The sequence below is a fragment of the Anaerobacillus sp. 1_MG-2023 genome (assembly GCF_030547345.1).
Taxonomy (GTDB): domain Bacteria; phylum Bacillota; class Bacilli; order Bacillales; family Guptibacillaceae; genus Guptibacillus; species Guptibacillus hwajinpoensis_B.
This window is the reverse complement of the sequence record NZ_JAUORD010000003.1, coordinates 304,721-326,800: the sequence shown is the minus strand read 5'-3', so window position 1 is coordinate 326,800 and position 22,080 is coordinate 304,721. Positions and strand designations below refer to the sequence as shown.

Sequence of the window (22,080 nt, the reverse complement as noted above, 5' to 3'; positions counted from 1 at the left end):
TTCGTTCACACCCTTTCAATTTCTTTTACAAGAAGATCCGCTCCTTGCATTACGATAGGGATGCCACCTCCAGGATGGATCGAAGCTCCCACCGCATAAAGGTTTTCAAATTTAAAAGGTTTCACTTGTGGTCTAAACGCGCCTGACTGCGTAAGTGTTGGGGCGATACCGAAGCTTCCCCCTTTATATAAGCCTTCCACCTCTGCATCAGCAGGTGTGCGAATTTCTAACCACTCTATCGATTCTTTTAAACCTGGAAAACCTCTTGTTTCAAGAAGGTCGATCATTTTTGATGCAATGTTTTCCTTTTCACCCCATTCGACTGCTTCACCAGAAGGTACAGGGATCAGCACGTATAGCACGCCTTTACCAGGAGGGGCTAGTGTTTCATCAATAAGTGAAGGATGAAACGTGTAAATAGCCGGTTGGTCTGTCAATTTACCACCTTGAAAAACGTCCTTCATATGGGATGTAAAGTCATCTGTCATAAAAAATTGATGAACATCAGCATTCTCATAGACACGATCAAGCCCCATATAGAGGAGTAGACACCCTGAGGAAGCTTTGTATTTCTTCCTAGGAACTTTCTCTTTTTTTATCAGATTCTTGATCATAGGGAAATCTCCATTATACACTACTTTATCATAATAATGTTCTCCACTTGTAGTACGAATTCCTCTACACGTCTTCCCATCAATAAGTAGTTCTTCCACATTAGATTCTAAATGAATCGTTACGTTTTGAAGACGAAGATGTTTTTCTAATACAGTAATTAAGCTGGCATAACCACCTTTTAAATACCAGATGCCATGTTCATATTCGCTAAAAGGAACTAAAGAATAAAGTGCTGGGGAAGCAGATGGATTCCCTCCAATATAAAGCGTTTGTAGGGCAAAGGCGTCTTGTAAACGTTCATCTTTAAAATAATTAGAAACTTGAGATTGAACAGACTGGTAAGCTTTAAGCTCGAGTAAAAGCTTCATATTATTTGGAGTAAAGAAACCTTTTCTATCAATAAAAGACTGTTCGAGAAAAGCCGCCTTTCCTTTCTTAAATCGAACTCGCATATCTTCAAGATAAGAAAGAAAATGCTGCTCTTCTCCAGGAAACATTCTTGTGATCTCTTCCAACTGCTTCTCGATATCACTTGTTTTCGTAAACGTAGAACCGTCTGGATAAATCATGCGATATAGTGGATCACATCTTACCATCTCAACTTCCTCACGAGGAACTCCCGCTTTATCCAAAAACTCATAGATCATCTCTGGAAGAAGTACGATCGTAGGGCCCTTGTCGATCTTGAATCCATCTCGTTCAACAAAAGAAAGTCTACCGCCAAGCTTAGGCGCTTTTTCATGCAGCTCAACGTTATAACCTTTTTGTGAGAGGAGTAGCGCGGAAAGCATGCCACCTATGCCTCCACCTACTATACCGATCGTCATTTCGCACTCTCCAAAAGCGCTGCTTGTTCATGAAGCATTCTGCTCGTGATTCGTGCAGATTCCATAATTGTTGGAAGTCCACTCCCCGGGTGAGTCCCTCCACCAACAAGCCAGCAATGATTTAATTCTTTAAATTGATTAGGTGGACGGAAGTACATCATTTGAGGAAGATTATGAGCTAGATTAAATGTGGCTCCTTTATAAACATTTAAATCCATCTCCCAATCTGTTGGTGTGTACATTTCCTCAACTTCGATATGCTTTTCAATATCCTTAAATTCCGTTCTTTGTTCTAGCTGATCAAGAACTAATCTTCTAAATTCATCCTTACGTTCTTCCCAATCAACTAAACTAAAGTTATTCGGTACTGGAGCAAGGATATAAATGGAAGATTTACCTTCTGGAGCAAGAGTATCGTCAGTAACGGAAGCATTTTGTACATAAATGGAAGGGTCTTCTGATAGAATTTTCTTCTTAGTAAGCTCTTCTACGTTCTTTTTATAATCAGAGGAGAAGATAATAGAGTGATGCGGTAAGTCGTACTTTTTATCTACACCCAGGTATAGCATAAAGGCTGAGCAAGAATATTTTTTCTGTTCCATTTTTTCAGGTGTATATTTTTTTACAGAACCAGATGGAATGAGATGATTTACAGCATGTGCGAAGTCAGCATTTATAATGACTTCATCGGCATAATCCGTCGTACCATCTTCAAGTTCCACACCTTTCACTGTCTTTCCATCAAGTAAGAGTTGCTTCACGCCTTTATTCATATGAACTTCGCCGCCATCTTCCTTTATAACCCTGGCCATAGCTTCTGGAATTTGATTCAGTCCGCCAATCGGATGAAAAATGCCATAAGCATGTTCCATATAAGATAGAATCGTAAAAGCACCTGGACACTCCCACGGTGACATTCCAAGGTATTTTGCCTGGAAAGTAAAGGATAGTCTTAAACGCTCATCATCGAAATAATGGGAAAGTCGCTTGTAAACACTATCTGTTACCGTCAATTTAGGTAAAGCCTTCACAAACCGCCATCTACCATAATCTAGAAGTGAATCATGCTTATTTTGAAGAATAGGCATTAGCGCTTCAAATTTTTCTTTCTCTTCTTTCATAAAACGTCTATACCCTTCACCGTCTCCTGGAAATGTCTCTTCAATTCTTCTAACCATTTCATCTTGGTCACGCGTTGGATAAAAGGAAACATCATCGAATTTCAATTCGTACATTGGATCGATTTCAATTAAGTCGATATAGTCGTGAACATTACGTCCAGATTCCTCGAACATTTCTTCGAGAATATGCGGCATATTAAGGAAGGTTGGGCCCCTGTCAAAGCGGTAGCCACTTCGCTGAAATCCAGAAGTTCGCCCCCCCACATAGGATTGTTTCTCATAAACTGTAACCGAATGTCCTTTACTCGCTAGAAGCATAGCAGCTGTAAGCCCTCCCGGACCTGCACCGATTACGATGACTCGTTTTGTTGTTGGCATCATTTTTCCCCTTCCATCCGCATATGAAACTTCGCACATATATTATACAAACATTATACATACTAACGCTATTTTGTTCAACAATTTATGCACAAAACCATCTAATTAACGTATTGCCCTATTTTTCATTAAAGAAAACATGTTCAATGTGGAGAGGTTTATTTCGTTCAACAGTAAGTTTTCCAAAAGAATATCGAGCTTGTCTCCGCTTATCAGTTGGTGAGCCAGGGTTAAAAATCACCTTCCCATCATATTCTTTATGAAGAGGAATATGGGAGTGACCAAAGAGAATTAATTCGACATCATCATCTTGAAATTGAGCAACGGCTCTTTGTTCTGTTGTTTTTCCTTTACCGTGTCCATGCGTAACGCCGATTCGATGAGATTCTAATTCCAGTATGAGTTTTTCATTAAACTTATTAATAAAAAAAGCTTCGTCGACGTTTCCATAAACTCCTTTAATAGGTGCAAACGACTTTAATTCTTCGTAAACAGCTTGTGTTTGCCAATCACCTACATGAATAATGAGATCTGCATGGTACAGCTCGTTTTTAAGTGCTTTGGGAAGCTCTTTTGCCATCCGTGGCATATGTGTATCTGAAACGATAATGACGTTCATTAGTTTACATTCCTTTCATTTAATAGCGCTTAGGGGGGCTACTTTTGCAGCATATTGTAAAACCAGGTGAAACATTATCATCTATTAGTGGGGATTACCGTGTTCCAGTCACTGAGATCATAAGGGCAAATTCCATACAAAATCCTAACCTTATCTATCCAGGCCAGCTTATCCAAATCCCTGGATACCCTGACCCTGCAACACTTCCATATACCATTTATGTATCTCTTACACAACGAACGCTTACACTTCAAAAGAATGGATCTACTGTAAAGGTATACCCTGTTGGTGTGGGACGTATGCTCCACGATACGCCAACTGGAAATTTTATCATCATCAACAAAGCTCCAAACCCCGGCGGACCATTCGGTACGATGTGGATGAGCATTTCTAAAATACATTATGGTATACACGGGACAAACGACCCTTCCTCTATTGGGAAATATGTATCGAGAGGATGTATACGAATGTATAACCGAGATGTCGAAGAACTTGCAAATACTATTCCAATCGGAACGGCCGTTTTGATTGCTCCTTAATTTAAATTTTTGCAAAACAAAAAACGCCGTCCAAAACGGCGTTTTTGTCATTTCAATTATCGCTTCAGCCTTCTTTATAAAAGTCATAAAGTAACCGACCTGCATTCGCAATAGCATCTCTTCCGTACCGGTTTTCAAGCAATCCAGCTGTTAAAAAAGCATAGATAACCGGACCTCTTGGTGTAAATAATATACCTGCGTCATGCTCCACTCCTGCAAGTTCACCAGTTTTATGAGCAAGCATATTTTTCTTTATAGTAGAAATCTTACTTGTAAACTTATCCTTAAATTGCTGCTGAAGCAACACCTCTATCGCCCATTTCATAGATGATTTCGATAAAAGGTGTTGTTCAACTAGTTGCTTTAATAGGAAATAAGTATCTTTTCCGCTCATCATATTGTCTTTTCCAGCTTTGACGGCTTCTTTGTCCATCATTTTCCTCATTAGCTTTGAATGAAAGGCCCCCGCTCCTTTCATAGTATGATTAATATTCGCTATACCGACTAAATCAATTAACTGATTTGTAGCTGTATTATCAGAAGAGATAATCATCAGATGAATCAGATCAGTCAGCCTCCATTCAAGCTCTTTACCTAGATGGTAGATCACACCAGCGCCTTCAACTCGATTGTCATCTTCAATCTCTACTACTTGATCTAATGTGAGCGCACCTCTATCCACTTGTCTTAAAGCTTCCAGCATTATAGCAATTTTAATAATACTAGCTGATGATACAGGTTGATCTTCATGGTGAATTAATTCTCCATCAGGCGTTGATACATACACAGATTGGTTTCCTTCAAGACCCTGGAAACATGCTATAATTTTCTCCTTTACTTGTTCAAACTGCATTAATTCGTCTCCCAATAGCGGCAAACGCCACAAAGTTCTTCCTCATAGAGCGTACCTTTAAGTGGGGTAATTTCTATAAAGCGTCCAGTGCTAGGAGAATGAATCATTTTTCCTTCACCGTAATAAATGCCTACATGATGCACAGAGCCCTTTCCGTGCTCATAAGCAAAAAAGAGAAGATCACCTCTTTGCCAGTCACCTTCATCTACTAGCGTTCCACCCTTTAACTGATCATGAGCATCTCGCGGAATCGAACAGCCAATAGCTCTAGCCATATTGTAACTAAATCCAGAGCAGTCATATCCATAAGATGACATACCTCCCCATAAATAGAGGAGACCAATAAATTGTTCAGCTTCTTGAACAAGATCTAAGCCTGTTCCAAATGGGCCATTTGTTGGGCGAAGCGTAACGTCTTCTTTGTTCAAAATCATCTCTCCATGTGGAGTCCAGACAAGGTAAGTTCGTTCACGCTCTTCTAAAACAGGGAGGATCGTTTGATAACTTAATCGCATTTCACTTTTTCCATTATGAATTGTAAATTGAACACCATGCTTATTTGTAGCTACAACTTCATTATATACTCCTGGTACGTTCTCAGAAAGTTGGATCGTCGGAATCCATCCAGGATAGCCTCTTTCATCTTTTGAAGAGGGTTGTGAAGGGACGAGTACATAAGACCAATTTCCTCGCTGATCTAAAACTAAGACCTCTTCCCCGTACAAAACTTGGGATTGAACGTGGTTATTATCGCACAGTTCCAATCTATTCGAATAAGACAATGGTTCCAACCATTCTGTTAATTTCACTGGATTGGTTAGAGCATTATGATCAATTGTCCTTGCCTTCTCCGGAGTTGTCCATAACGTTGCTACGGCTACCGCAATTGTTTTTTTAGTCCATTCCAACTGTAATCCCACCCTTTTCTACATTGTGAATTCCTAAACCATCATCTTCAGTAAACGTCATCATATTTTTAGTATATTGAACCCCGCCATTCACAAGATCGTAATCAAGCATCAGTGGCGCATCGAAATCAAACCTCGTTATATTTCGTTGGCTAGCGGCAAGGTGTGCGGCGGCAGTTATACCGACTCGTGATTCTATCATACTTCCTACCATACACTCCATTCCAGCACTCTCCGCTAACGCGTTAATCTTTAATGCCTGATGGATACCGCCAGACTTCATTAATTTTATATTAATCAGGTCACTTGCTCGTGTGATAATCACTTTTAGGGCGTCTTCAGGTGAAAACACGCTTTCATCTGCCATAATTGGGGTGTAGACAGCATCAGTCACTTTTCTTAGACCTTCAATATCTTTCGCATGAACGGGCTGTTCAACTAATTCGATGTTAAGACCTTCATCTTCCATTTTTCGAATGGCATAAATCGCTTCCTTAGCTGTCCACCCTTGATTGGCATCAAGACGAATAACGGCATCGTTTTGAACGCGCTTTCTAATTTCTTTGATTCGACTTAAGTCGTTTTGAATGGTGTCTTTACCTACCTTTACTTTCAAAATTGAAAACCCATCTTTTATGTATTGAACAGCGTCATTAGCCATCTCTACCGGTTCATTTACACTAACGGTGTAGTCTGTTTCCAAGGCACTCCGATACCCTCCAAGAAATTGATAGAGTGGGAGTTGACTTCGCTTAGCCACTAGATCATAAATAGCCATATCAACTGCTGCCTTTGCGCTAGTATTTCCAATCATCGATTTCTGTAGAGTGTACATGACGGATTCATATTCCGTTAAATCCATTCCAAGCAATTTCGGCTTTACGACATGTTGAATGGCCGAATCAATACTAGCAAGACTTTCACCAGTAATGACGACTGTTGGAGGTGCTTCTCCATAACCGACGTATTCCCCAGCTGTTATTTTAACAATGATCGCTTCGGCATTTGTCACTGTACGAAGCGCCGTTTTAAAAGGTTTCTTTAACGGAACGGATACAGAAAACGTTTCAATATTAGTAATCTTCATAGATATCTCCTTTAAAATATTCATAGTTTCATCAAATGTAATGCCTAGCTGTTACGAGATAGATAGTCTGAAGTGTGTGGCGCATAGCTCAAGCTAATTCTATCAATGATGCGTGTAAAACTATAGCCCTTTTGCCAACATCGTTTAACGACAGAAAAAAAGAGCCTGGTTTTCGTATCACCAGGCTCAACTGTATTACTGCATATCTGCCCATTTCAATTCCATATAGCCAACAGGATGACGTACAATTCCCGTCACATCTTCGTTCTGAAGATAAACCTGATTGTAGAAATGAATCGGGAAGATTGGCATCTCTTCGAACAAGAGTGCTTCAGCATCATGCATGTATTCAAATCGTTTAGCTTCATCTGTTTCTTCTTTCGCCTGTGCAATTAAGGAATCGTATTCTTCATTACTCCAGCCAGTACGATTCATAGAGTGCCCAGACTGGAAACTTTCAAGGAAGTTGATTGGATCAGCATAATCTGCAAGGAACGAACTTCTTGAGAACTGTAAGTTTAATTGCTTTTGTTCATCAGAGAATACGTTCCATTCCTGGTTTGCAAGGTCCACATCAACACCAAGAACTTCTTTATACATTTGTTGAAGAGTTTCAGCAATCTTTTTGTGATCATCACTCGTGTTATACGTTAATGTTACGGCAGGAAGCTCATCATAACCTTCCTCTTCCATACCTTTTTCGAGTAGCTCTTTCGCTTGATCAGCATCAGTGGTTACAAGATCACCGCCAACCTCTCTGAAGTCGCCGCCTGCTGCATCTTCAAATCCATAAGCCACAAAGCCATTTGCTGGCTTCTCTTCATTTTTAGTAACAAATTCGACGATTTTCTGCTGATCAACGGCCATCGCAAATGCTTTTCTAATATTTTCATTTTGGAACGGCTCCATTTCAAGATTAAAGCGATAGAAGTAAGTTCCTGACTGATCTTCAACCTGAGCTTGTCCATCATTGAAAAGCTCTTCACTTAAGTCAGCCGGTACATCAGAAGTATGAAGTTCACCAGTTTTGTACATTTGATATTCTGTATTCGTGTCATCAACCATAGCCCAATCTACTTTATCGAGCTTTACATTTGCAGCATCCCAATAATTTTCATTTTTACTAAATTCGAATTTCGAATCATGTTCCCATTTCGTTAGTTTGAAAGGACCATTACTTACATACGTATCAGCTTCTGTATGCCATTCAGGATTTTCTTCTACTGTTGCTTTATGGACAGGAAAGAAAGCAGGGTTTGAAATAACGCTAGGGAAATAGGCTACTGGACTTTCAAGAGTTACCTCAAGTGTTGTTTCGTCCACAGCTTTTACCATCACATCGTCTTCTGATCCTTCTCCAGTGTTAAATGCCTCTGCGCCTTCAATAAAATAAGCAAGAAAAGCTGCTGGTGAAGCTGTATCAGGATTCGCTAGACGCTTCCAAGCATATTCAAAATCTTCCGCTTTAACAGGCTCCCCGTTAGACCACTTGGCATCTTCACGAAGGTGGAAAGTATACGTTTTGCCATCTTCTGATAGATCCCACTCTTTAGCAGCAGCAGGCTGTGGCTGATCTTCCTTATCGAGACGCGTCATACCTTCCATTAAATTGTTTAAAGCATTCCACGAAACGCTATCAAAACCAATTGGTGGATCAAACGATGTTGGTTCACTTCCATTGTTTAACTTCAGTACTTTCGCTCCATCCTCTTGCTTTGCATCATCATTTCCTGAATTTGATTCTGATGAACCATTTTCCGTAGTTGTACAACCAACGATGCTAATAAGTAGCACTAGAGAAAGCAGCATTGTAATGATCTTCTTCAAAAAAATTCCCCCTTAGTATTTATATCAGTGAAAACTCATCGAGATGAGGATTTACTTACGTAGTTTAGGATCAAGTGCATCTTGCAAACCGTCACCGAGAACATTAAAAGCAAACATCGTTAATGAAATAAAGAATGCCGGAAAGAACAGTCTCCACCAGTGCCCGGATAAAATTACCGATAATCCATCATTTGCCATTACTCCCCAACTCGCTACGGGTGCTTGTACACCTAGACCTAAGAAACTTAAGAAGGCTTCGGCAAAGATAGCTGTAGGAACGGTTAATGTCATTTGAACGATGATCGGCCCCATCGTATTAGGAAGGAGATTCTTTCGAATAACGCGACTTGCGCTTGCTCCAAACGTACGAGATGCGAGAACATGCTCTGCGTTCTTTAACTGTAGAACCTGTCCACGAACAATCCGCGCCATTCCGACCCACCCTGTAACAGTTAACGCAATAATAATCGTAAAGAGCCCAGGACCCATGACGACCATTAAAAGAATAACCATTAGGAGATATGGCAGACCGTACAAAATTTCAATGATTCTCATCATGAAATTATCCGTTTTTCCTCCTTTATATCCTGAAAACCCTCCATAAGCTACTCCAACAATAAAATCGATAATCGCTGCCATAAAACCAACAAACAATGAAATTCTTGCTCCATTCCACGTTCGTGTAAACATATCTCGACCAAGGTTATCTGTTCCAAACCAGTGCTCGGATGAAGGAGGCAAGTTCCCCTCGGTCAACACCTGATGATCATAAGAATATGGTGTTAGCAACGGACCAAATATGGCCATTAAGACAAGCAGTACTAACATGATAAGACCAGCCATGGACAACTTGTTCCCAGACAACCTCATCCATGCATCTTTCCAATAAGAAATACTTGGCTTCGCAATCATCTCAGCATTATTAGAGGAATCTTGTAACGGAAGAAAGAGGTCCTCTGATAGCTCTTGTTTGGTTTCTTTTCGCTCCGGTATCATGCTATTCCCCCCTCTTATGCAGCTTAATTCTAGGATCTAGTATCCCGTAAGCAATATCTACAATAAAGAGCATCATAATGAGGAAGGCACTATAAAAGACTGTTGTTCCCATAATGACAGGATAATCACGATCATTTATACCGTTAATAAAATATTTACCCATGCCTGGAATGGCAAAGATTTTTTCGATAACAAAACTCCCAGTTAATACTCCTGCAACAAGTGTTCCAAGAATAGTAATAACCGGCAGCAATGCATTTCTCATAGCATGCTTTATAACGATTTGGAATGTTGTCATTCCTTTTGCCCGAGCAGTCATGATGTAATCTTGATTGAGAACTTCGATCATGCTTGATCTAGTAAGGCGCGCTATGATGGCCATTGGCCCTGTTGCAAGCGCAATAGAAGGTAGGATCATATGCATTGGCGAGGCCCAAGTAGCCACGGGGAAAACTTCCCAGTTCACAGCTAGCTGTTGAATAAGTAAAGTCGCCATAATAAAGTTCGGTACTGAAATGCCGATGACCGCAAAAGTCATCGCTATGTAATCAATTGCACCATTGTGACGAAGGGCAGCCATAATGCCTAGAATAATACCTGAAATAATCGCAATCACAAGCGACGTAATTCCAAGTTCCGCCGAGACTGGAAACCCTCTACCAATCATTTCATTAACCGACGTAGATGATTGTTTAATAGACGGTCCAAAATCAAGTGTTGCCAGTGATTTAATGTAAATGGCATATTGAATAAAAACTGGTTCATCCAAATGATAGTGCGCTTCAAGGTTTTGCTGCACCGCTTCACTGGTGTTTCTTTCCTGGTTAAATGGTGACCCTGGTACCGCATGCATTAAGAAGAACGTAATGGTTACGATAATCCACAATGTAATCACCATGGCGAAGAGACGATTGATAATATATTTCGCCACAGGCATCCCTACTTTCTAGCTAAATGTTGTTCTTGATGCTAATTCAGTCATCACAAGCATAGCTTGATAGACTTCAAGCATATTTTTCGCTTGATATTTAACTGTCGTTTCTTTTTCAATCTCAACACCAGGCATAAGGCTCGCCCACTCGGCATGTCCATGATTCGCAAATTCAATGCGAAATACAGGCTCGCGAGGAGGAACTAAAGGTTCGACATGGTGTCTATTAAGCATTGCCTTTTCTGTTTGCTGACGTAACACTTGCCCTGTTTTTTGTGGCGATAACAAAAGAGCGGAAGATCGAGAAATCGTTTCTTTTACAACAGCTGTTGTTATGTTTGGAATAAGCTCTTCGGCTTCTAGTGCAGCTCTGTCATCCCCTGCAACGAACAAAATCGGAACACCAAAGTATCCCGCAACGTATGCATTCATCCCTAGCTCTCCTACAACTTGATCATTTATGTAGAAATTTCTCACATTGTGGAACATGGAATGAGACATTACGCCCGGCATACCGGCGCGTGCATGATAACCGATCATCCCCATACCTTCATATGTACTGTCTAACCCCTGAACCATGGAAAAAGGCTTCACATCTCCTGAAATGAGCCTTGCTTCGGGATGAAGCTTCTCAATAAGTAAGTTGTTCATTTTTGAGTGACTATCATTCACCGTCACAGCTGAGCATCCACTTCCAAAGGCGGCTTCGATTACGTTATTGGCTTCCTGTGTCATCATTTCCTGACCACGTTTATAATTATGTTTATTCGAATCCACAAACGTGTCATCTACGAGGCCGGTTACGCCTTCCATATCTACCGATAAATAAAACTTCACAAATGTTCTCCTTTCTCTCCAGATTCGTAACTTTCTGAATAATTATACCACTATTTACTTCATTTCTCAAAATATTCTAAGGATATCGTGAAGTTTTATTTCATTCTGCAAATGCTCCTTCAAAGTTCGTAAAGTTTGCAAAATAGTTGATCCTGTAAACACATTTACTATATATAAAAGAACAACACTAGTATATTGATAACCGGTTACGTAAGATGTAGAAAACATGAAATCGCATAGCGTTTCAAAGGACAAAACATATATGAAATCATACATAAATAGAGCTTGGAGGCAATATGCCATTCCAAGCTCTATTTATGTATGATTTCATTAAAGCTCCAACAACCATTGACGGTGATTGCTAATTACAACGCAAATTATAGTTACTTGTCGTTCAACTACATTTCCCTACTTATATTATATCGCTAATTTCCAGTTAATTATAGACTATTGTTTTTATGCTTGCTGCTCTATACTGTTTTATACAAATCAAAAAGAGAGGTGTATTAAAATGAATGACAAAAAAGATGTCTTAGATCATGGACCCTTCTTTCATGGTACGAAAGCAGAACTAAAAATTGGAGATCTATTAGTACCGCAACACTTATCTAATTACCAAAACAAAAAAGCGAACCATATTTATTTCACTGCTACATTAAATGCCGCTAAATGGGGGGCTGAATTAGCAATATCTACATCAAAAGAAAGAATATACATTGTAGAGCCGTTAGGTGAATTTGAAAATGATCCAAACGTAACTGACAAAAAGTTTCCTGGAAACCCTACACGTTCTTATAGATCGAAATCGCCCTTGAAAATAGTAGCTGAATTAAGTTCATGGGAAAGACATTCCGATGAAGAAATAAATCATATGCTTGCATCTATAAAAAGGTTATATGAACAAGGGAAATTTGTCATATATGATTAATCTTCAAAATCTCTCAAATCATAAATTGAAAGAAAAACTAGGTATCTCCATACTAGCGATGTCTGGTTTTGAATAAAAAGTTCTATCGTGGATCAACTATAACAATATCTTGCAGCTTCTCTTATTACAGATAAGATCCGAGTTTCTGGAATGCAGATATTATGAATAACTATCTTCCTTCTTGCTGTAAATTTCATAAGCAAAATATCCAAATAACATACCTATCCCAGGTCCCCAAGTAATTGCAGATAGAAAGGAAAAGTGGCTAAATATGCTAAGAAATATAGCAACAGCCAAGCCAATCATCATTCCGAATGGTATTAAGCTATCTAATATATTTTGAGCACTTCTTGATTTTTTCTTACCAAGAGTTCCTTTCCTAGACTTATGTTTCATTCTTAGAATTACAAATACTCCAATCCCACCCACTATTGCAACTGGCAGAACAATACGCACAATTTCCAAAGATAAACCCATATTATAAACCCTCCTTTCTTGCGCTATTAAGTTGATTAATTTTCAACATAAATTATTCGGTTAAACTGTCTAAATTTCTATTACTAATTATTTCAAATAAATCTGCATAACTCAGTCTTTTCTTCAAAAAACAAAAGTTCACCTTATTAAAGATAAGTTAAAGAAGACTTTAAAGAATAGCAGCAAAGAGTCTTTGATATCCAAAAGGCAAAACTATCGCTACGAAAGTCCCTATAGAAATTGATATTGCCATAATAAGCCTATATTTTCGTTTTGATATCTCATTTCTATTTAAGGCTATATTTAAAGCCTTAATTATCGAATGAACAGTTATGTATATGATAACTGCCGAAAAGAAACTCATCACAAAAACTTCCATGATTCTCCTCCTTTCTAATTATCGATCAGAAGAAAATTACCAATAACTTCCTTGCTGTTTTTATCATATTACCCTGGACACATACGTTCACAAAAAAATGTTTCAATTTAAGCTGTTATCTCGAATTCAAGTCTTCAAGAATCACTGCCCTTAAATTGAATACCTTCTTTAATCCAACTTCAATATTAACATAAATAACCAGTTAATAACCCCTTCCAATTCACTTCCAAATCCACACTCGTAACAGGTATGCTCTTTTGCTTGCAGGTTTTTCAACCTGTGAATTGAAAAGTGAATTAGACATCGAGAACATAAAAAACGTTAGCAGACCAAAAAGCCACACCTGAAATTCAGGAGTGGCTTTAGGTTTGATTACATCATTTTTTGGTGTGTGAATCTCTCAAAACTCGTTATTACATAGCGGGGTTTTCAACTATTCCATTTTCTCTGAGAGCTCAGACCAACGTTCAATTTTTTCTTCTAATTCCAACGTTAGAGCTTGTTCTTCTTTATAAAGCTCATCTACTTTTGCAAAATCGCTTCCTGATTCTGCTATTTCAACTTTAACGTCTTCAATGCGCTGTTCAATTTTCTCAATAGTGTCCTGAATTGTTTCCCATTCTTTCTTTTCTTTGTAAGAGAGTTTCACTTGCTTTGGTTTCTCGATTGCATCTTCTGTTTTTGGAGTGGATTGCTTTTTCTCCATAGCTTCAAGCTCTTTTTCTTTTTTCAATACATCAAGATAATCGGAGTAGGAACCATAATAGTGGTCAATCTTTCCGTTACCATCGAAAACGAAAAGCTGTTCTGCCATCTTATCAAGGAAATAACGATCGTGGGAAACGGTAATAACAGCTCCAGGGAATTCGGCAAGATAATCTTCTAACACAGCAAGTGTCTGAACGTCTAAATCATTCGTAGGCTCATCTAGGAAAAGAACGTTAGGCTCTTCCATTAAGATACGTAGCAAATATAACCTTCTTTTCTCTCCACCAGATAATCGGGATATGTATGTCCATTGCATATCAGGTGAAAATAGAAATCGCTCAAGCATTTGAGAAGCTGAAACAGTTCCGCCCTTACGGAGGCGAACCTCCTCTCCACCTTCACGAATGTATTCAATTACTCTAAGCGATTCATCTAACCCCTCATTTTGTTGAGTGTAGAAACCTGGTTTAACCGTTACACCAATATCAACATGACCTGAATCAGGAGCGATACGACCAGCAAGCATATTAAGTAGCGTGGTTTTGCCAGAACCATTTGGTCCAATGATGCCAATTCGGTCTTGTGGGAGAACAAGATAGTTAAACTGGTCTGTTAACGTTCGACCATTGATCACTTTTGATATCTCCGTAGCTTCAATTACTTTCTTACCTAGACGACTCGCCCCTAATGCCATATCGACATTTCCTTCTGTCGTTCGTCCTGGTTCCTCTTTCATTTTCTCGATTCTTTGCTTACGTGCTTTTTGTTTTGTAGTTCTAGCTTTCGCTCCCTTTTTTAACCACTCTAGCTCACTTTTTAGTAATTTATTGTGTTTATCTTCTTCTTTCGCCTCACGTTCTTCACGCATCGCCTTCTGTTCAAGAAATGTAGCGTAATTCCCTTCATATTCAAACAAACGTCCTTTATCCAGTTCAAAAATGCGGTTTGTTACACGATTAAGAAAATACCGGTCATGCGTAACAAGCAAAAGAGTTCCAGAATAATTGGCCAAGTATTGTTCTAACCATTCAACAGTTGCATTATCGATATGGTTAGTGGGCTCATCGAGAATCAATAAGTCTGCTGGATTTATAAATGCTTTCGCTAGCGCAACACGTTTTTGTTGACCACCTGATAATTCATTCACCATTGCGTCAAACTGAGTAAGCCCAAGCTTTGTTAAAATCGTTTTAGCTTGGGTACTAAAATCCCACGCTTGAAGACGATCCATTTCTTCCTGTGCCTGAATGAGCTTCTCTTGTGTCGCTTCTTTCTCAGGAAAGTTCATTACGTTCTGTAGCGCTTCTTCATATTTTCTTACCGTATTAAATAACGGCACATCACTATCAAATACTGTCTCCAGGATAGTTTTTTCCTCAACAAAAACCGGGTCCTGAGGCAAGTACTCTACATGGAACTGATTCGCATGGTGCAGTGCACCACTATCCATCGACTCGATGCCCGCAAGAATTTTAAGCAAAGAGGATTTCCCCGTGCCATTTACTCCAATTAAACCGATTCTCTGCTTTTCTTCGAGTGAAAAAGATATCCCATCAAATAGTGTTTTCTCTCCATATGATTTGGTGATTAATTCAGCCTGCAATAAGCTCATGATACTCATCCTTTTCTCTCTTTAGTCTGCTTCCTATTTTAACTGTTTTAGAGAAAGAAGGGAACTAATCTACTAATAAGATAAAGAAAAGAAGCTCCGCTAAGAGCTCCTTTTAATTAAGCATTCTTTTTTTGTTGCTTATTTTTCTTATGCTTTTTATTGTTATTTTGTTCAGCTGCTAGCTCGCTTGCAAATTCGGTATCATGCTTATGTGTTTGTTTTGGGTTTTTCATGAACTCACCTCCCTACTCTTTAAGGTGAGCTATTCTTAAAATTATATACTAGTACGGTAATTGAAATTTATTTTATTTTTTTTAAAAAAAAGAGCTGATCTACATCAGCCCTTTTCTTCCTCTTTCATAATGTTCTCAATCGGTTCTCGTTTATTAAACCCACCTAGATCTGAATGATAAAAGGACACTTCCTCTTCTCCGTCTTTCCAGCACAGTAACACTTCTTTTCCATTGATTATTGCAGGAAAATCAATTAATCCTTCATCTACATTCTTGATTTCTACTCCAAGAGTCATGATATTGTTAATGAACGTTTGTGCTTCTAACTCCATAAATTCCATCCGCGCCTCTTTTTTAAAAAGGATATCTTCGTCAACTTTTGTTTTATGACGATAAAGAAGCGTTTTTTTATGCTGTTCAATCTGATCGTAATGTTCGCTAAATTGAATTTTCAGGCGCTTAAGTCCGGCAAGCTCTCTCCTTAACACTGGCAACAAACGATTCGCTTCTTCTAAAGTAAAATACTTTTTTTCCATGTTTCTCCTCCTGGTTCGTCTTTACTACTTCTTCTTTACCCTTACCCACATTCTTTAACCATTATTCGACGAATTTTTACAATCGGAACAATGCTCTTCAAAGAGACTTAAAATTCGGATATGATAGAGGATGTAAGGGGAACCATTTCATAAAGGAGGAATTTCTTTGGCTAAAGTTACTGTACCAGATCACGGAACGTTTGAAGTGGAAGAAGGAACTAAGTTAGCACTTGCTCTTGAAGATAACGGGGTACATGTTCTTCACCGCTGCGGTGGGAACGCAAAATGCACAACCTGCCGTGTTGAAGTAATGGATGGAGAATTTGGAGAACTAACTGAAATTGAAGAGGAAGCGTTTAAGAAAAAAGGTGTGGAAGAAAAACTCCGCCTCTCCTGTCAGGTTCGTGTTAACGGCAACTGCGAAGTGAAGCCTGCGATGACTGTTGAAAGCTCTGGCCTTGATGCTGGACCTAGACCTGCTGAATAAGCAAAAGCAAAGACGAGCTTACCTAGCTCGTCTTTATTAAAATAGTGTTGTCAGCGACTGATAATTTAGCTTATCTTCCTGAAGCTTTGCTAAACTATTCTCAAGATGGTTTGTAATAACGTTATGAAGACTCTCCTCATCGTTCGCCTCTAGTAGTTGAATCACTTTATTATGTTCGACAATATCATTCTCATCATTACTTCTAAAAACATCATACAGCACCATATAAATGGTAATTTGATTTAAAATTTGCTCCATAAAATCAATCAAATAGCGATTTCCACTCGCTTTAGCCATCACAAGGTGAAACGCCTTATTTTGTTCATGATATAAAAGAATGTTCCCTTCTATAAACGCCTTCCCCATCTCCTCAGTCTGTTGCTTTAACCGCTCGATATCAGAAGCTTCCATTTTTGCGTAACCTTCACGAATCGCCATATCCTCTAATACTTTTCTCAATTCAAAAGCCTGAATCATTTCATCAATCGTCGGTTGAACGATAAAAGCTCCTTTATTCGGAACGACAGTCACAAGACCCTCTGCTTCCAGTTTCGTAATAGCACTTCGAATCGGCGTCCTACTAGCATTCACTTTAGCAGCAATAGCATTTTCAAACAGCTGATTTCCAGGAGCGATTTGTCTCGTTAATATCGCATTTTTTATTAGTTGATACACTTTTTGTTCAACTGTTTCTTTACGCATGTCTTAAGACCCGCCCATACTCTATTTTTCCATTATTTTAACATAAAAAAAAGGAAGTCACATTTCATTCGAACAATATTGTTGAACAATCTTGTCCAGTTTCAACCACTATGATATATTATCCTACGTATTGAGGAACAGAACGGAGTGATGACATGAACAATACTGGTAAAGAAATAACGTTAATTATTGTCGGATCGTTATTCTTTGCGCTTGGTGTGAACTGGTTTGCGATTCCAAACGAACTAGGTGAAGGCGGCGTAACTGGCATATCAATGACGCTTTATTATATTCTTGATTGGTCACCAGGGATTACAAACTTTGTTATGAACGCTGTGCTTTTAGCCATTGGATATAAGGTACTGAATAAACGAGTAACCTGGTATACGATGCTTGCGATCTTCTTTAGCTCTTTATTTATACAATTAACTGAAGGAATGGGTCAGCCGCTTGATATTATGCTCGGAACCGTCTTTGCAGGTGTTTTCATCGGGATTGGTCTCGGTCTCGTTCTCCGCTCAGGTGGTACTACTGGTGGATCTACAATTGTTGCCCGTATGCTTAACCAAAGCTTTGGGTGGAGCGTAAGCACATCGATGTTTGTTTTTGATATTCTCGTTGTACTCGGGTCTTCCGTCGTCATCGGAATCGAAAATACGATGTATACCGGAATTTCCATCTATATTAGCACAAAAATATTGGACTATTTAATTGACGGATTTGATACGCGTAAAGCCGTAACGATTATTTCTCAAAGTACTGTTGCCATTGCAGAAAAAGTAAGTGAAGAAATGGACCGAGGCGTAACGGTTATTAATGCTCGCGGGCATTATTCCAATGAATCAAAAGACATCTTATACGTTGTCATTAATAAACAGGAGCTTTTCCTTCTAAAGAAAATGATTCAAAAAGTCGATGACAAAGCTTTTGTCGTTGTGCATGACGTGAGAGATGTTTTTGGAGAAGGATTTACTTTTCCTAAAACATAAAAGCAAAAAATCCCCCGGTGAAGAACACCAGGGGATTTTTTTAGTTGCGATCGTAAACGACAAAATCGAAAGCGTGTTTGTTTCTCTCATCACTTGAATGTTTTTCGCGCGAAGTTTCTTTCCAATCATCTTGAGAGAAATCGGGAAAATAAGTATCTCCATCAAACGATTCATGAATCTCAGTAATGTACAGGCGATCAGCATGCGGAAGCAGCTGACGATAGATTTCAGCGCCACCTATAACGAACCAATCTTTTTCCTCACGCTTTGAAAGTTCCAGAAACTCCTCAACAGAATGCAGTACAGTAACCTTTTCATATTCCAGGTTTTTTCTAGTAATTAGATAATTTTCACGGCCGGGTAACGCTTTTCCAATTGATTCGAATGTTTTTCTTCCCATAACGATCGATTTTCCAGTCGTCATGCGTTTAAAATAAGCGAGATCAGCTGGCAAATGCCAAGGCAGATCATTGTCTTTCCCAATTAACTGCTTTTCATCCATTGCTAGAAGAAATGATATCATACCGACACCTCTCCTTTAATATGTGGATGAGGATTGTAATCCGTTAACTCAAAATCATCAAATGAGAAATCAAAAATTGATTTCACGTCTGGATTAATTTTCATTTTTGGAAGGTCTCTAGGTTCACGAGTGAGCTGAAGGTTGACCTGCTCAATATGATTGTTATAAATATGTGCATCACCTAGCGTATGAATAAATTCACCTGGCTCTAAATCACACACCTGCGCCATCATCATTGTGAGAAGCGCGTAGGAAGCGATATTGAAAGGCACCCCAAGGAACACGTCAGCAGAACGTTGATAAAGCTGACAAGAAAGCTTCCCATCAGCAACGTAAAACTGGAAAAGACAGTGACATGGAGGTAAAGCCATGTCATCAACTTCTGATGGGTTCCATGCTGTTACAATCATTCTTCTTGAATTCGGATTTGTTTTAATTTGCTCAACTACTTTTGCAATTTGATCAACGGTTGATCCGTCCGCGCCCGTCCACGAGCGCCATTGATGACCATAAACTGGACCAAGCTCACCATCTTCATCAGCCCATTCATTCCAGATGCGCACACCATTATCCTGAAGATACTTTACATTGGTATCTCCATTTAAAAACCAAAGAAGCTCATGAATAATTGATCTTAAGTGAAGTTTTTTGGTAGTTAAAGCTGGAAAACCCTCTTGTAAATCAAACCTCATTTGATGTCCAAAAACACTGACCGTCCCCGTTCCTGTTCGATCAGATTTCTTTGTTCCGTTATGTAAAATTTCTTCGCATAGCTGCAAGTAAGTCTTCATTGTACTCCTCCTTCAATTCTCTAATGATCATTGTAACATGAAGAAAGATGAGAAGTAACTTGCGAATTGTATGTAAAATACAGCCAAAAAGCACATTTTCCTTGGGCAAACATACTGTATATCAGAAATGTTGGAAAGGATGAAATAACCATGGCGAAAGGCGATAAATTACCTAAACTGTTTCAAGACCCTGCTATTCAAAATTGGATGAACACCTTTGATGATTTCTTTAAAGAGCCCTTTGCGAATCTGCTACCAGCTCAGTCGTTTCGGGTTGATCTTTATGAAACAGAGGATGCATTTATTGTTGAAGCAGAGTTACCCGGTATCACGAAGGAGCAAATTAAAGTGGAACCACTTGGAGATGGTCTCCGAATCTCCATTGAATCGAAAGAATTTCATGAGTCACGAAACGATAAACAAAAATATTACAAACAAGAACGATCCTATTCAAGTACTAGTCGCACCATTAAGCTTCCCTTTCACTTTTCCATGAAAAATGTGAAAGGGAAATACGAAAACGGTGTTCTTGAAATTAAGATACCTAAATCCGATCGCATACGTACCGATTCGAATTATATTAACATCGACTAAAAAAGCGCAAGGCCAAGGCCTGCGCTTTTTCTTCTTACATACTCCAGTCTATAAAGGCGTTTCCTTCGAGGAAACGCTCACAATCCATAGCCGCCATACACCCTGTACCTGCTGCTGTGATCGCTTGACGGTAAGTAAAATCCTGTACATCTCCACAAGCAAACACGCCAGGGACGTTCGTTTTTGTCGTTCCTGGTTCTACTTGAACGTAACCTTTATCATCCATATTAATTTTACCCTCGAGAAAATCAGTGTTTGGACGATGGCCAATTGCAACAAATATGCCGTCTGTCTTAACGAACTCCTCTTCTCCCGTATCACTATTCTTTACTTTAATCCCGCTTACTTTATTGTTTTCTGCCACAACCTCTAGCGGGGAAGCATTCAGCTTCCAGCTTATTTTTTCATTGGAACGAGCACGCTCTTGCATTATTTTTGATGCGCGAAGTTCTTTCCTCCTATGAAGAACAGTAACTTCTGAAGCGAATTTCGTTAAGAAAGTCGCTTCTTCCATAGCCGAGTCTCCTCCACCAATCACAACGATTTTTTTACCACGGAAGAAAAAGCCGTCACACGTTGCACATGTACTCACGCCTCGACCCATGTTCTCTGATTCTCCTGGTATACCTAGAAGCTTTGCTGAAGCACCAGTCGAAATCAAAACAGACTCCGCCATAATATCCCCGAGTGTATCTGTTTTTAATTTAAATGGACGCTCACTAAAATCAATATCCTTCACCCATCCACGCTCAATTGTAGCGCCAAACCTAAGCGCCTGCTTCTTCATATTTTCCATCAATTCTGGACCGAGAACGCCATCTGGAAAACCGGGAAAGTTCTCAACATCTGTTGTTAACGTAAGCTGACCACCAGGTTCCGGTCCCTCAATGACGAGCGGCTCCATATTAGCCCTCGCAAGATAAATGGCTGCTGTTAAACCCGCTGGTCCTGTTCCTACAATAACTGCTTTATGCATAATGACCCTCCTCTATCGACTTCATTATGTTATTTTTCCTAATTATATAGAAATAAACCCTTCTCTTACAAATTATATGGTTATCCATCAATTTGTTTCTTGATCTTATGCAAATGGTTGTTCATTTTCACACCTTCTTGATAGAATAGAAACAGTCTTGTAATAGTAAGGAAAACCCGAGGTGAATAAAAGATGAATCCAATAGTTGAATTCTGCATGAGTAATCTTTCGAGCGGTTCACATAAAGCAATGGAAAAACTAGAAAAAGATACAGATCTTGATGTGCTCGAATATTCTTGTCTTGGTCACTGCACACTTTGTAGCCAGGATATTTACTGTCTCGTTAACGGCGAGCGCGTTACTGCCGAAACGCCCGATGAGCTAGTTGATAACGTCTACCAGTTTATCGAAGAAAATCCGATGTTTTAAACGAATATGGACATACTATTAAGTGAATCCAATTAGAGGAGGAGCTTACATGAAAAATCGAAACGCGTATGATCCGAAAGCCGGTGTGCAAGGTGAAAAAGAAGGCGAAGACGCTCTTCTTATAAATAAGAAAAGAGGCCCGCAAAATGCGCGCCCTAAAAAAAAGTAAAAGCCGCTT

The 22,080-nt window shown here is 39.2% G+C and carries 24 protein-coding genes; 6 read left to right on the top strand and 18 right to left on the bottom strand.

Features of this window, described 5'->3' with window-relative positions; all coding sequences use genetic code 11:
* Positions 1 to 5: 5 nt before the first annotated feature.
* The 3 genes from Q4550_RS08080 to Q4550_RS08070 all read right to left on the bottom strand — a co-directional run bounded on the left by Q4550_RS08080 (position 6) and on the right by Q4550_RS08070 (position 3,560).
* Entirely contained in the window at positions 6 to 1,442 is a 1,437-nt protein-coding gene (locus Q4550_RS08080) for a phytoene desaturase family protein (RefSeq protein WP_303531558.1), read from the bottom strand.
* Positions 1,439 to 2,941 (bottom strand): phytoene desaturase family protein, encoded by a 1,503-nt coding sequence (locus Q4550_RS08075; RefSeq protein ID WP_303531556.1) that lies wholly within the window; start codon positions 2,939 to 2,941, stop codon positions 1,439 to 1,441. Before Q4550_RS08075 ends, Q4550_RS08080 begins: the two co-directional genes overlap by 4 nt.
* Positions 2,942 to 3,059: 118 nt before the next feature.
* Entirely contained in the window at positions 3,060 to 3,560 is a 501-nt protein-coding gene (locus Q4550_RS08070) for a metallophosphoesterase family protein (RefSeq protein WP_303531553.1), read from the bottom strand.
* 44 nt (positions 3,561 to 3,604) lie between these two features.
* On the opposite strand from Q4550_RS08070, the gene Q4550_RS08065 reads away from it, so the two are divergent.
* A complete protein-coding gene (locus tag Q4550_RS08065; protein WP_303531550.1) occupies positions 3,605 to 4,099 on the top strand; it encodes a L,D-transpeptidase family protein in 495 nt (164 codons plus the stop codon).
* Positions 4,100 to 4,163: 64 nt separating this feature from the next.
* On the opposite strand, the gene Q4550_RS08060 is transcribed toward Q4550_RS08065, so the two are convergent.
* The 7 genes from Q4550_RS08060 to Q4550_RS08030 all read right to left on the bottom strand — a co-directional run bounded on the left by Q4550_RS08060 (position 4,164) and on the right by Q4550_RS08030 (position 11,538).
* Positions 4,164 to 4,952: a serine hydrolase gene (locus tag Q4550_RS08060; protein WP_303531547.1), complete on the bottom strand. Its 789-nt coding sequence runs from the start codon at positions 4,950 to 4,952 to the stop codon at positions 4,164 to 4,166.
* Positions 4,952 to 5,860, bottom strand: a complete 909-nt coding sequence (locus Q4550_RS08055; RefSeq protein WP_303531546.1) for a C40 family peptidase — start codon at positions 5,858 to 5,860, stop codon at positions 4,952 to 4,954. The genes Q4550_RS08060 and Q4550_RS08055 overlap by 1 nt, the downstream gene beginning before the upstream one ends.
* Positions 5,847 to 6,947 (bottom strand): dipeptide epimerase, encoded by a 1,101-nt coding sequence (locus Q4550_RS08050; protein WP_303531544.1) that lies wholly within the window; start codon positions 6,945 to 6,947, stop codon positions 5,847 to 5,849. The genes Q4550_RS08055 and Q4550_RS08050 overlap by 14 nt, the downstream gene beginning before the upstream one ends.
* A 195-nt stretch (positions 6,948 to 7,142) precedes the next feature.
* Positions 7,143 to 8,774, bottom strand: a complete 1,632-nt coding sequence (locus tag Q4550_RS08045) for a peptide ABC transporter substrate-binding protein (protein ID WP_303531543.1) — start codon at positions 8,772 to 8,774, stop codon at positions 7,143 to 7,145.
* Between the two features lie 51 nt (positions 8,775 to 8,825).
* Positions 8,826 to 9,770, bottom strand: coding sequence for an ABC transporter permease (locus Q4550_RS08040; RefSeq protein WP_303531542.1), 945 nt, complete (start codon positions 9,768 to 9,770; stop codon positions 8,826 to 8,828).
* Between the two features lies 1 nt (position 9,771).
* Complete coding sequence (locus Q4550_RS08035) at positions 9,772 to 10,701, bottom strand: ABC transporter permease (RefSeq protein WP_303531541.1); 930 nt, start codon at positions 10,699 to 10,701, stop codon at positions 9,772 to 9,774.
* Positions 10,702 to 10,716: 15 nt separating this feature from the next.
* Positions 10,717 to 11,538: a M55 family metallopeptidase gene (locus Q4550_RS08030; protein WP_194221594.1), complete on the bottom strand. Its 822-nt coding sequence runs from the start codon at positions 11,536 to 11,538 to the stop codon at positions 10,717 to 10,719.
* A gap of 511 nt (positions 11,539 to 12,049) precedes the next feature.
* On the opposite strand from Q4550_RS08030, the gene arr reads away from it, so the two are divergent.
* The gene (gene arr / locus Q4550_RS08025) at positions 12,050 to 12,466 is read left to right on the top strand and encodes an NAD(+)--rifampin ADP-ribosyltransferase (RefSeq protein WP_303531540.1); all 417 of its coding nucleotides are present in this window, start codon (positions 12,050 to 12,052) and stop codon (positions 12,464 to 12,466) included.
* A 159-nt stretch (positions 12,467 to 12,625) separates the two neighbouring features.
* Here the strand turns inward: arr and Q4550_RS08020 are convergent, their stop codons facing one another.
* The 4 genes from Q4550_RS08020 to Q4550_RS08005 form a co-directional block, all read right to left on the bottom strand.
* A complete protein-coding gene (locus Q4550_RS08020) occupies positions 12,626 to 12,943 on the bottom strand; it encodes a hypothetical protein (protein ID WP_303531539.1) in 318 nt (105 codons plus the stop codon).
* Between the two features lie 169 nt (positions 12,944 to 13,112).
* Positions 13,113 to 13,322: a hypothetical protein gene (locus Q4550_RS08015; protein WP_303531538.1), complete on the bottom strand. Its 210-nt coding sequence runs from the start codon at positions 13,320 to 13,322 to the stop codon at positions 13,113 to 13,115.
* A 433-nt stretch (positions 13,323 to 13,755) separates the two neighbouring features.
* The gene (locus tag Q4550_RS08010) at positions 13,756 to 15,642 is read right to left on the bottom strand and encodes an ABC-F family ATP-binding cassette domain-containing protein (protein ID WP_303531536.1); all 1,887 of its coding nucleotides are present in this window, start codon (positions 15,640 to 15,642) and stop codon (positions 13,756 to 13,758) included.
* A gap of 337 nt (positions 15,643 to 15,979) precedes the next feature.
* Entirely contained in the window at positions 15,980 to 16,411 is a 432-nt protein-coding gene (locus Q4550_RS08005; RefSeq protein ID WP_303531535.1) for a DUF2203 domain-containing protein, read from the bottom strand.
* 166 nt (positions 16,412 to 16,577) lie between these two features.
* On the opposite strand from Q4550_RS08005, the gene Q4550_RS08000 reads away from it, so the two are divergent.
* Positions 16,578 to 16,898: a 2Fe-2S iron-sulfur cluster-binding protein gene (locus tag Q4550_RS08000; protein WP_194221583.1), complete on the top strand. Its 321-nt coding sequence runs from the start codon at positions 16,578 to 16,580 to the stop codon at positions 16,896 to 16,898.
* Positions 16,899 to 16,934: 36 nt separating this feature from the next.
* On the opposite strand, the gene Q4550_RS07995 is transcribed toward Q4550_RS08000, so the two are convergent.
* Positions 16,935 to 17,600, bottom strand: coding sequence for a GntR family transcriptional regulator (locus Q4550_RS07995; RefSeq protein ID WP_303531533.1), 666 nt, complete (start codon positions 17,598 to 17,600; stop codon positions 16,935 to 16,937).
* Between the two features lie 155 nt (positions 17,601 to 17,755).
* Between Q4550_RS07995 and Q4550_RS07990 the strand changes: the two genes are divergently transcribed.
* Positions 17,756 to 18,589 (top strand): YitT family protein, encoded by an 834-nt coding sequence (locus Q4550_RS07990; protein WP_303531530.1) that lies wholly within the window; start codon positions 17,756 to 17,758, stop codon positions 18,587 to 18,589.
* Between the two features lie 40 nt (positions 18,590 to 18,629).
* On the opposite strand, the gene Q4550_RS07985 is transcribed toward Q4550_RS07990, so the two are convergent.
* A complete protein-coding gene (locus tag Q4550_RS07985; RefSeq protein WP_303531527.1) occupies positions 18,630 to 19,112 on the bottom strand; it encodes a dihydrofolate reductase in 483 nt (160 codons plus the stop codon).
* Positions 19,109 to 19,903: a thymidylate synthase gene (locus tag Q4550_RS07980; protein ID WP_194221579.1), complete on the bottom strand. Its 795-nt coding sequence runs from the start codon at positions 19,901 to 19,903 to the stop codon at positions 19,109 to 19,111. The genes Q4550_RS07985 and Q4550_RS07980 overlap by 4 nt, the downstream gene beginning before the upstream one ends.
* Positions 19,904 to 20,053: 150 nt before the next feature.
* Here Q4550_RS07980 and Q4550_RS07975 point away from each other — a divergent pair, with 150 nt between their 5' ends.
* Positions 20,054 to 20,497 carry an Hsp20/alpha crystallin family protein gene (locus tag Q4550_RS07975; RefSeq protein ID WP_194221578.1) on the top strand — a complete coding sequence of 148 codons (444 nt, stop codon included), beginning with the start codon at positions 20,054 to 20,056 and terminating at the stop codon, positions 20,495 to 20,497.
* A 34-nt stretch (positions 20,498 to 20,531) separates the two neighbouring features.
* On the opposite strand, the gene trxB is transcribed toward Q4550_RS07975, so the two are convergent.
* Positions 20,532 to 21,473 carry a thioredoxin-disulfide reductase gene (gene trxB, locus Q4550_RS07970; protein ID WP_303531523.1) on the bottom strand — a complete coding sequence of 314 codons (942 nt, stop codon included), beginning with the start codon at positions 21,471 to 21,473 and terminating at the stop codon, positions 20,532 to 20,534.
* A 192-nt stretch (positions 21,474 to 21,665) separates the two neighbouring features.
* On the opposite strand from trxB, the gene Q4550_RS07965 reads away from it, so the two are divergent.
* Complete coding sequence (locus Q4550_RS07965; RefSeq protein WP_226613011.1) at positions 21,666 to 21,902, top strand: YuzB family protein; 237 nt, start codon at positions 21,666 to 21,668, stop codon at positions 21,900 to 21,902.
* Positions 21,903 to 22,080 lie beyond the last annotated feature (178 nt).

Bases quoted from the DNA above. Each gene is read 5' to 3' on its own strand.
- Q4550_RS08020 (WP_303531539.1), bottom strand. From the start codon at position 12,943: ATGGGTTTATCTTTGGAAATTGTGCGTATTGTTCTGCCAGTTGCAATA.
- Q4550_RS07985 (WP_303531527.1), bottom strand. From the start codon at position 19,112: ATGATATCATTTCTTCTAGCAATGGATGAAAAGCAGTTAATTGGGAAA.
- Q4550_RS08080 (WP_303531558.1), bottom strand. From the start codon at position 1,442: ATGACGATCGGTATAGTAGGTGGAGGCATAGGTGGCATGCTTTCCGCG.
- Q4550_RS07975 (WP_194221578.1), top strand. From the start codon at position 20,054: ATGGCGAAAGGCGATAAATTACCTAAACTGTTTCAAGACCCTGCTATT.
- Q4550_RS08015 (WP_303531538.1), bottom strand. From the start codon at position 13,322: ATGGAAGTTTTTGTGATGAGTTTCTTTTCGGCAGTTATCATATACATA.
- trxB (WP_303531523.1), bottom strand. From the start codon at position 21,473: ATGCATAAAGCAGTTATTGTAGGAACAGGACCAGCGGGTTTAACAGCA.
- Q4550_RS08060 (WP_303531547.1), bottom strand. From the start codon at position 4,952: ATGCAGTTTGAACAAGTAAAGGAGAAAATTATAGCATGTTTCCAGGGT.
- Q4550_RS08040 (WP_303531542.1), bottom strand. From the start codon at position 9,770: ATGATACCGGAGCGAAAAGAAACCAAACAAGAGCTATCAGAGGACCTC.
- Q4550_RS08010 (WP_303531536.1), bottom strand. From the start codon at position 15,642: ATGAGCTTATTGCAGGCTGAATTAATCACCAAATCATATGGAGAGAAA.
- Q4550_RS07965 (WP_226613011.1), top strand. From the start codon at position 21,666: ATGAATCCAATAGTTGAATTCTGCATGAGTAATCTTTCGAGCGGTTCA.
- Q4550_RS08050 (WP_303531544.1), bottom strand. From the start codon at position 6,947: ATGAAGATTACTAATATTGAAACGTTTTCTGTATCCGTTCCGTTAAAG.
- Q4550_RS07980 (WP_194221579.1), bottom strand. From the start codon at position 19,903: ATGAAGACTTACTTGCAGCTATGCGAAGAAATTTTACATAACGGAACA.
- arr (WP_303531540.1), top strand. From the start codon at position 12,050: ATGAATGACAAAAAAGATGTCTTAGATCATGGACCCTTCTTTCATGGT.
- Q4550_RS07995 (WP_303531533.1), bottom strand. From the start codon at position 17,600: ATGCGTAAAGAAACAGTTGAACAAAAAGTGTATCAACTAATAAAAAAT.
- Q4550_RS07990 (WP_303531530.1), top strand. From the start codon at position 17,756: ATGAACAATACTGGTAAAGAAATAACGTTAATTATTGTCGGATCGTTA.
- Q4550_RS08005 (WP_303531535.1), bottom strand. From the start codon at position 16,411: ATGGAAAAAAAGTATTTTACTTTAGAAGAAGCGAATCGTTTGTTGCCA.
- Q4550_RS08070 (WP_303531553.1), bottom strand. From the start codon at position 3,560: ATGAACGTCATTATCGTTTCAGATACACATATGCCACGGATGGCAAAA.
- Q4550_RS08075 (WP_303531556.1), bottom strand. From the start codon at position 2,941: ATGCCAACAACAAAACGAGTCATCGTAATCGGTGCAGGTCCGGGAGGG.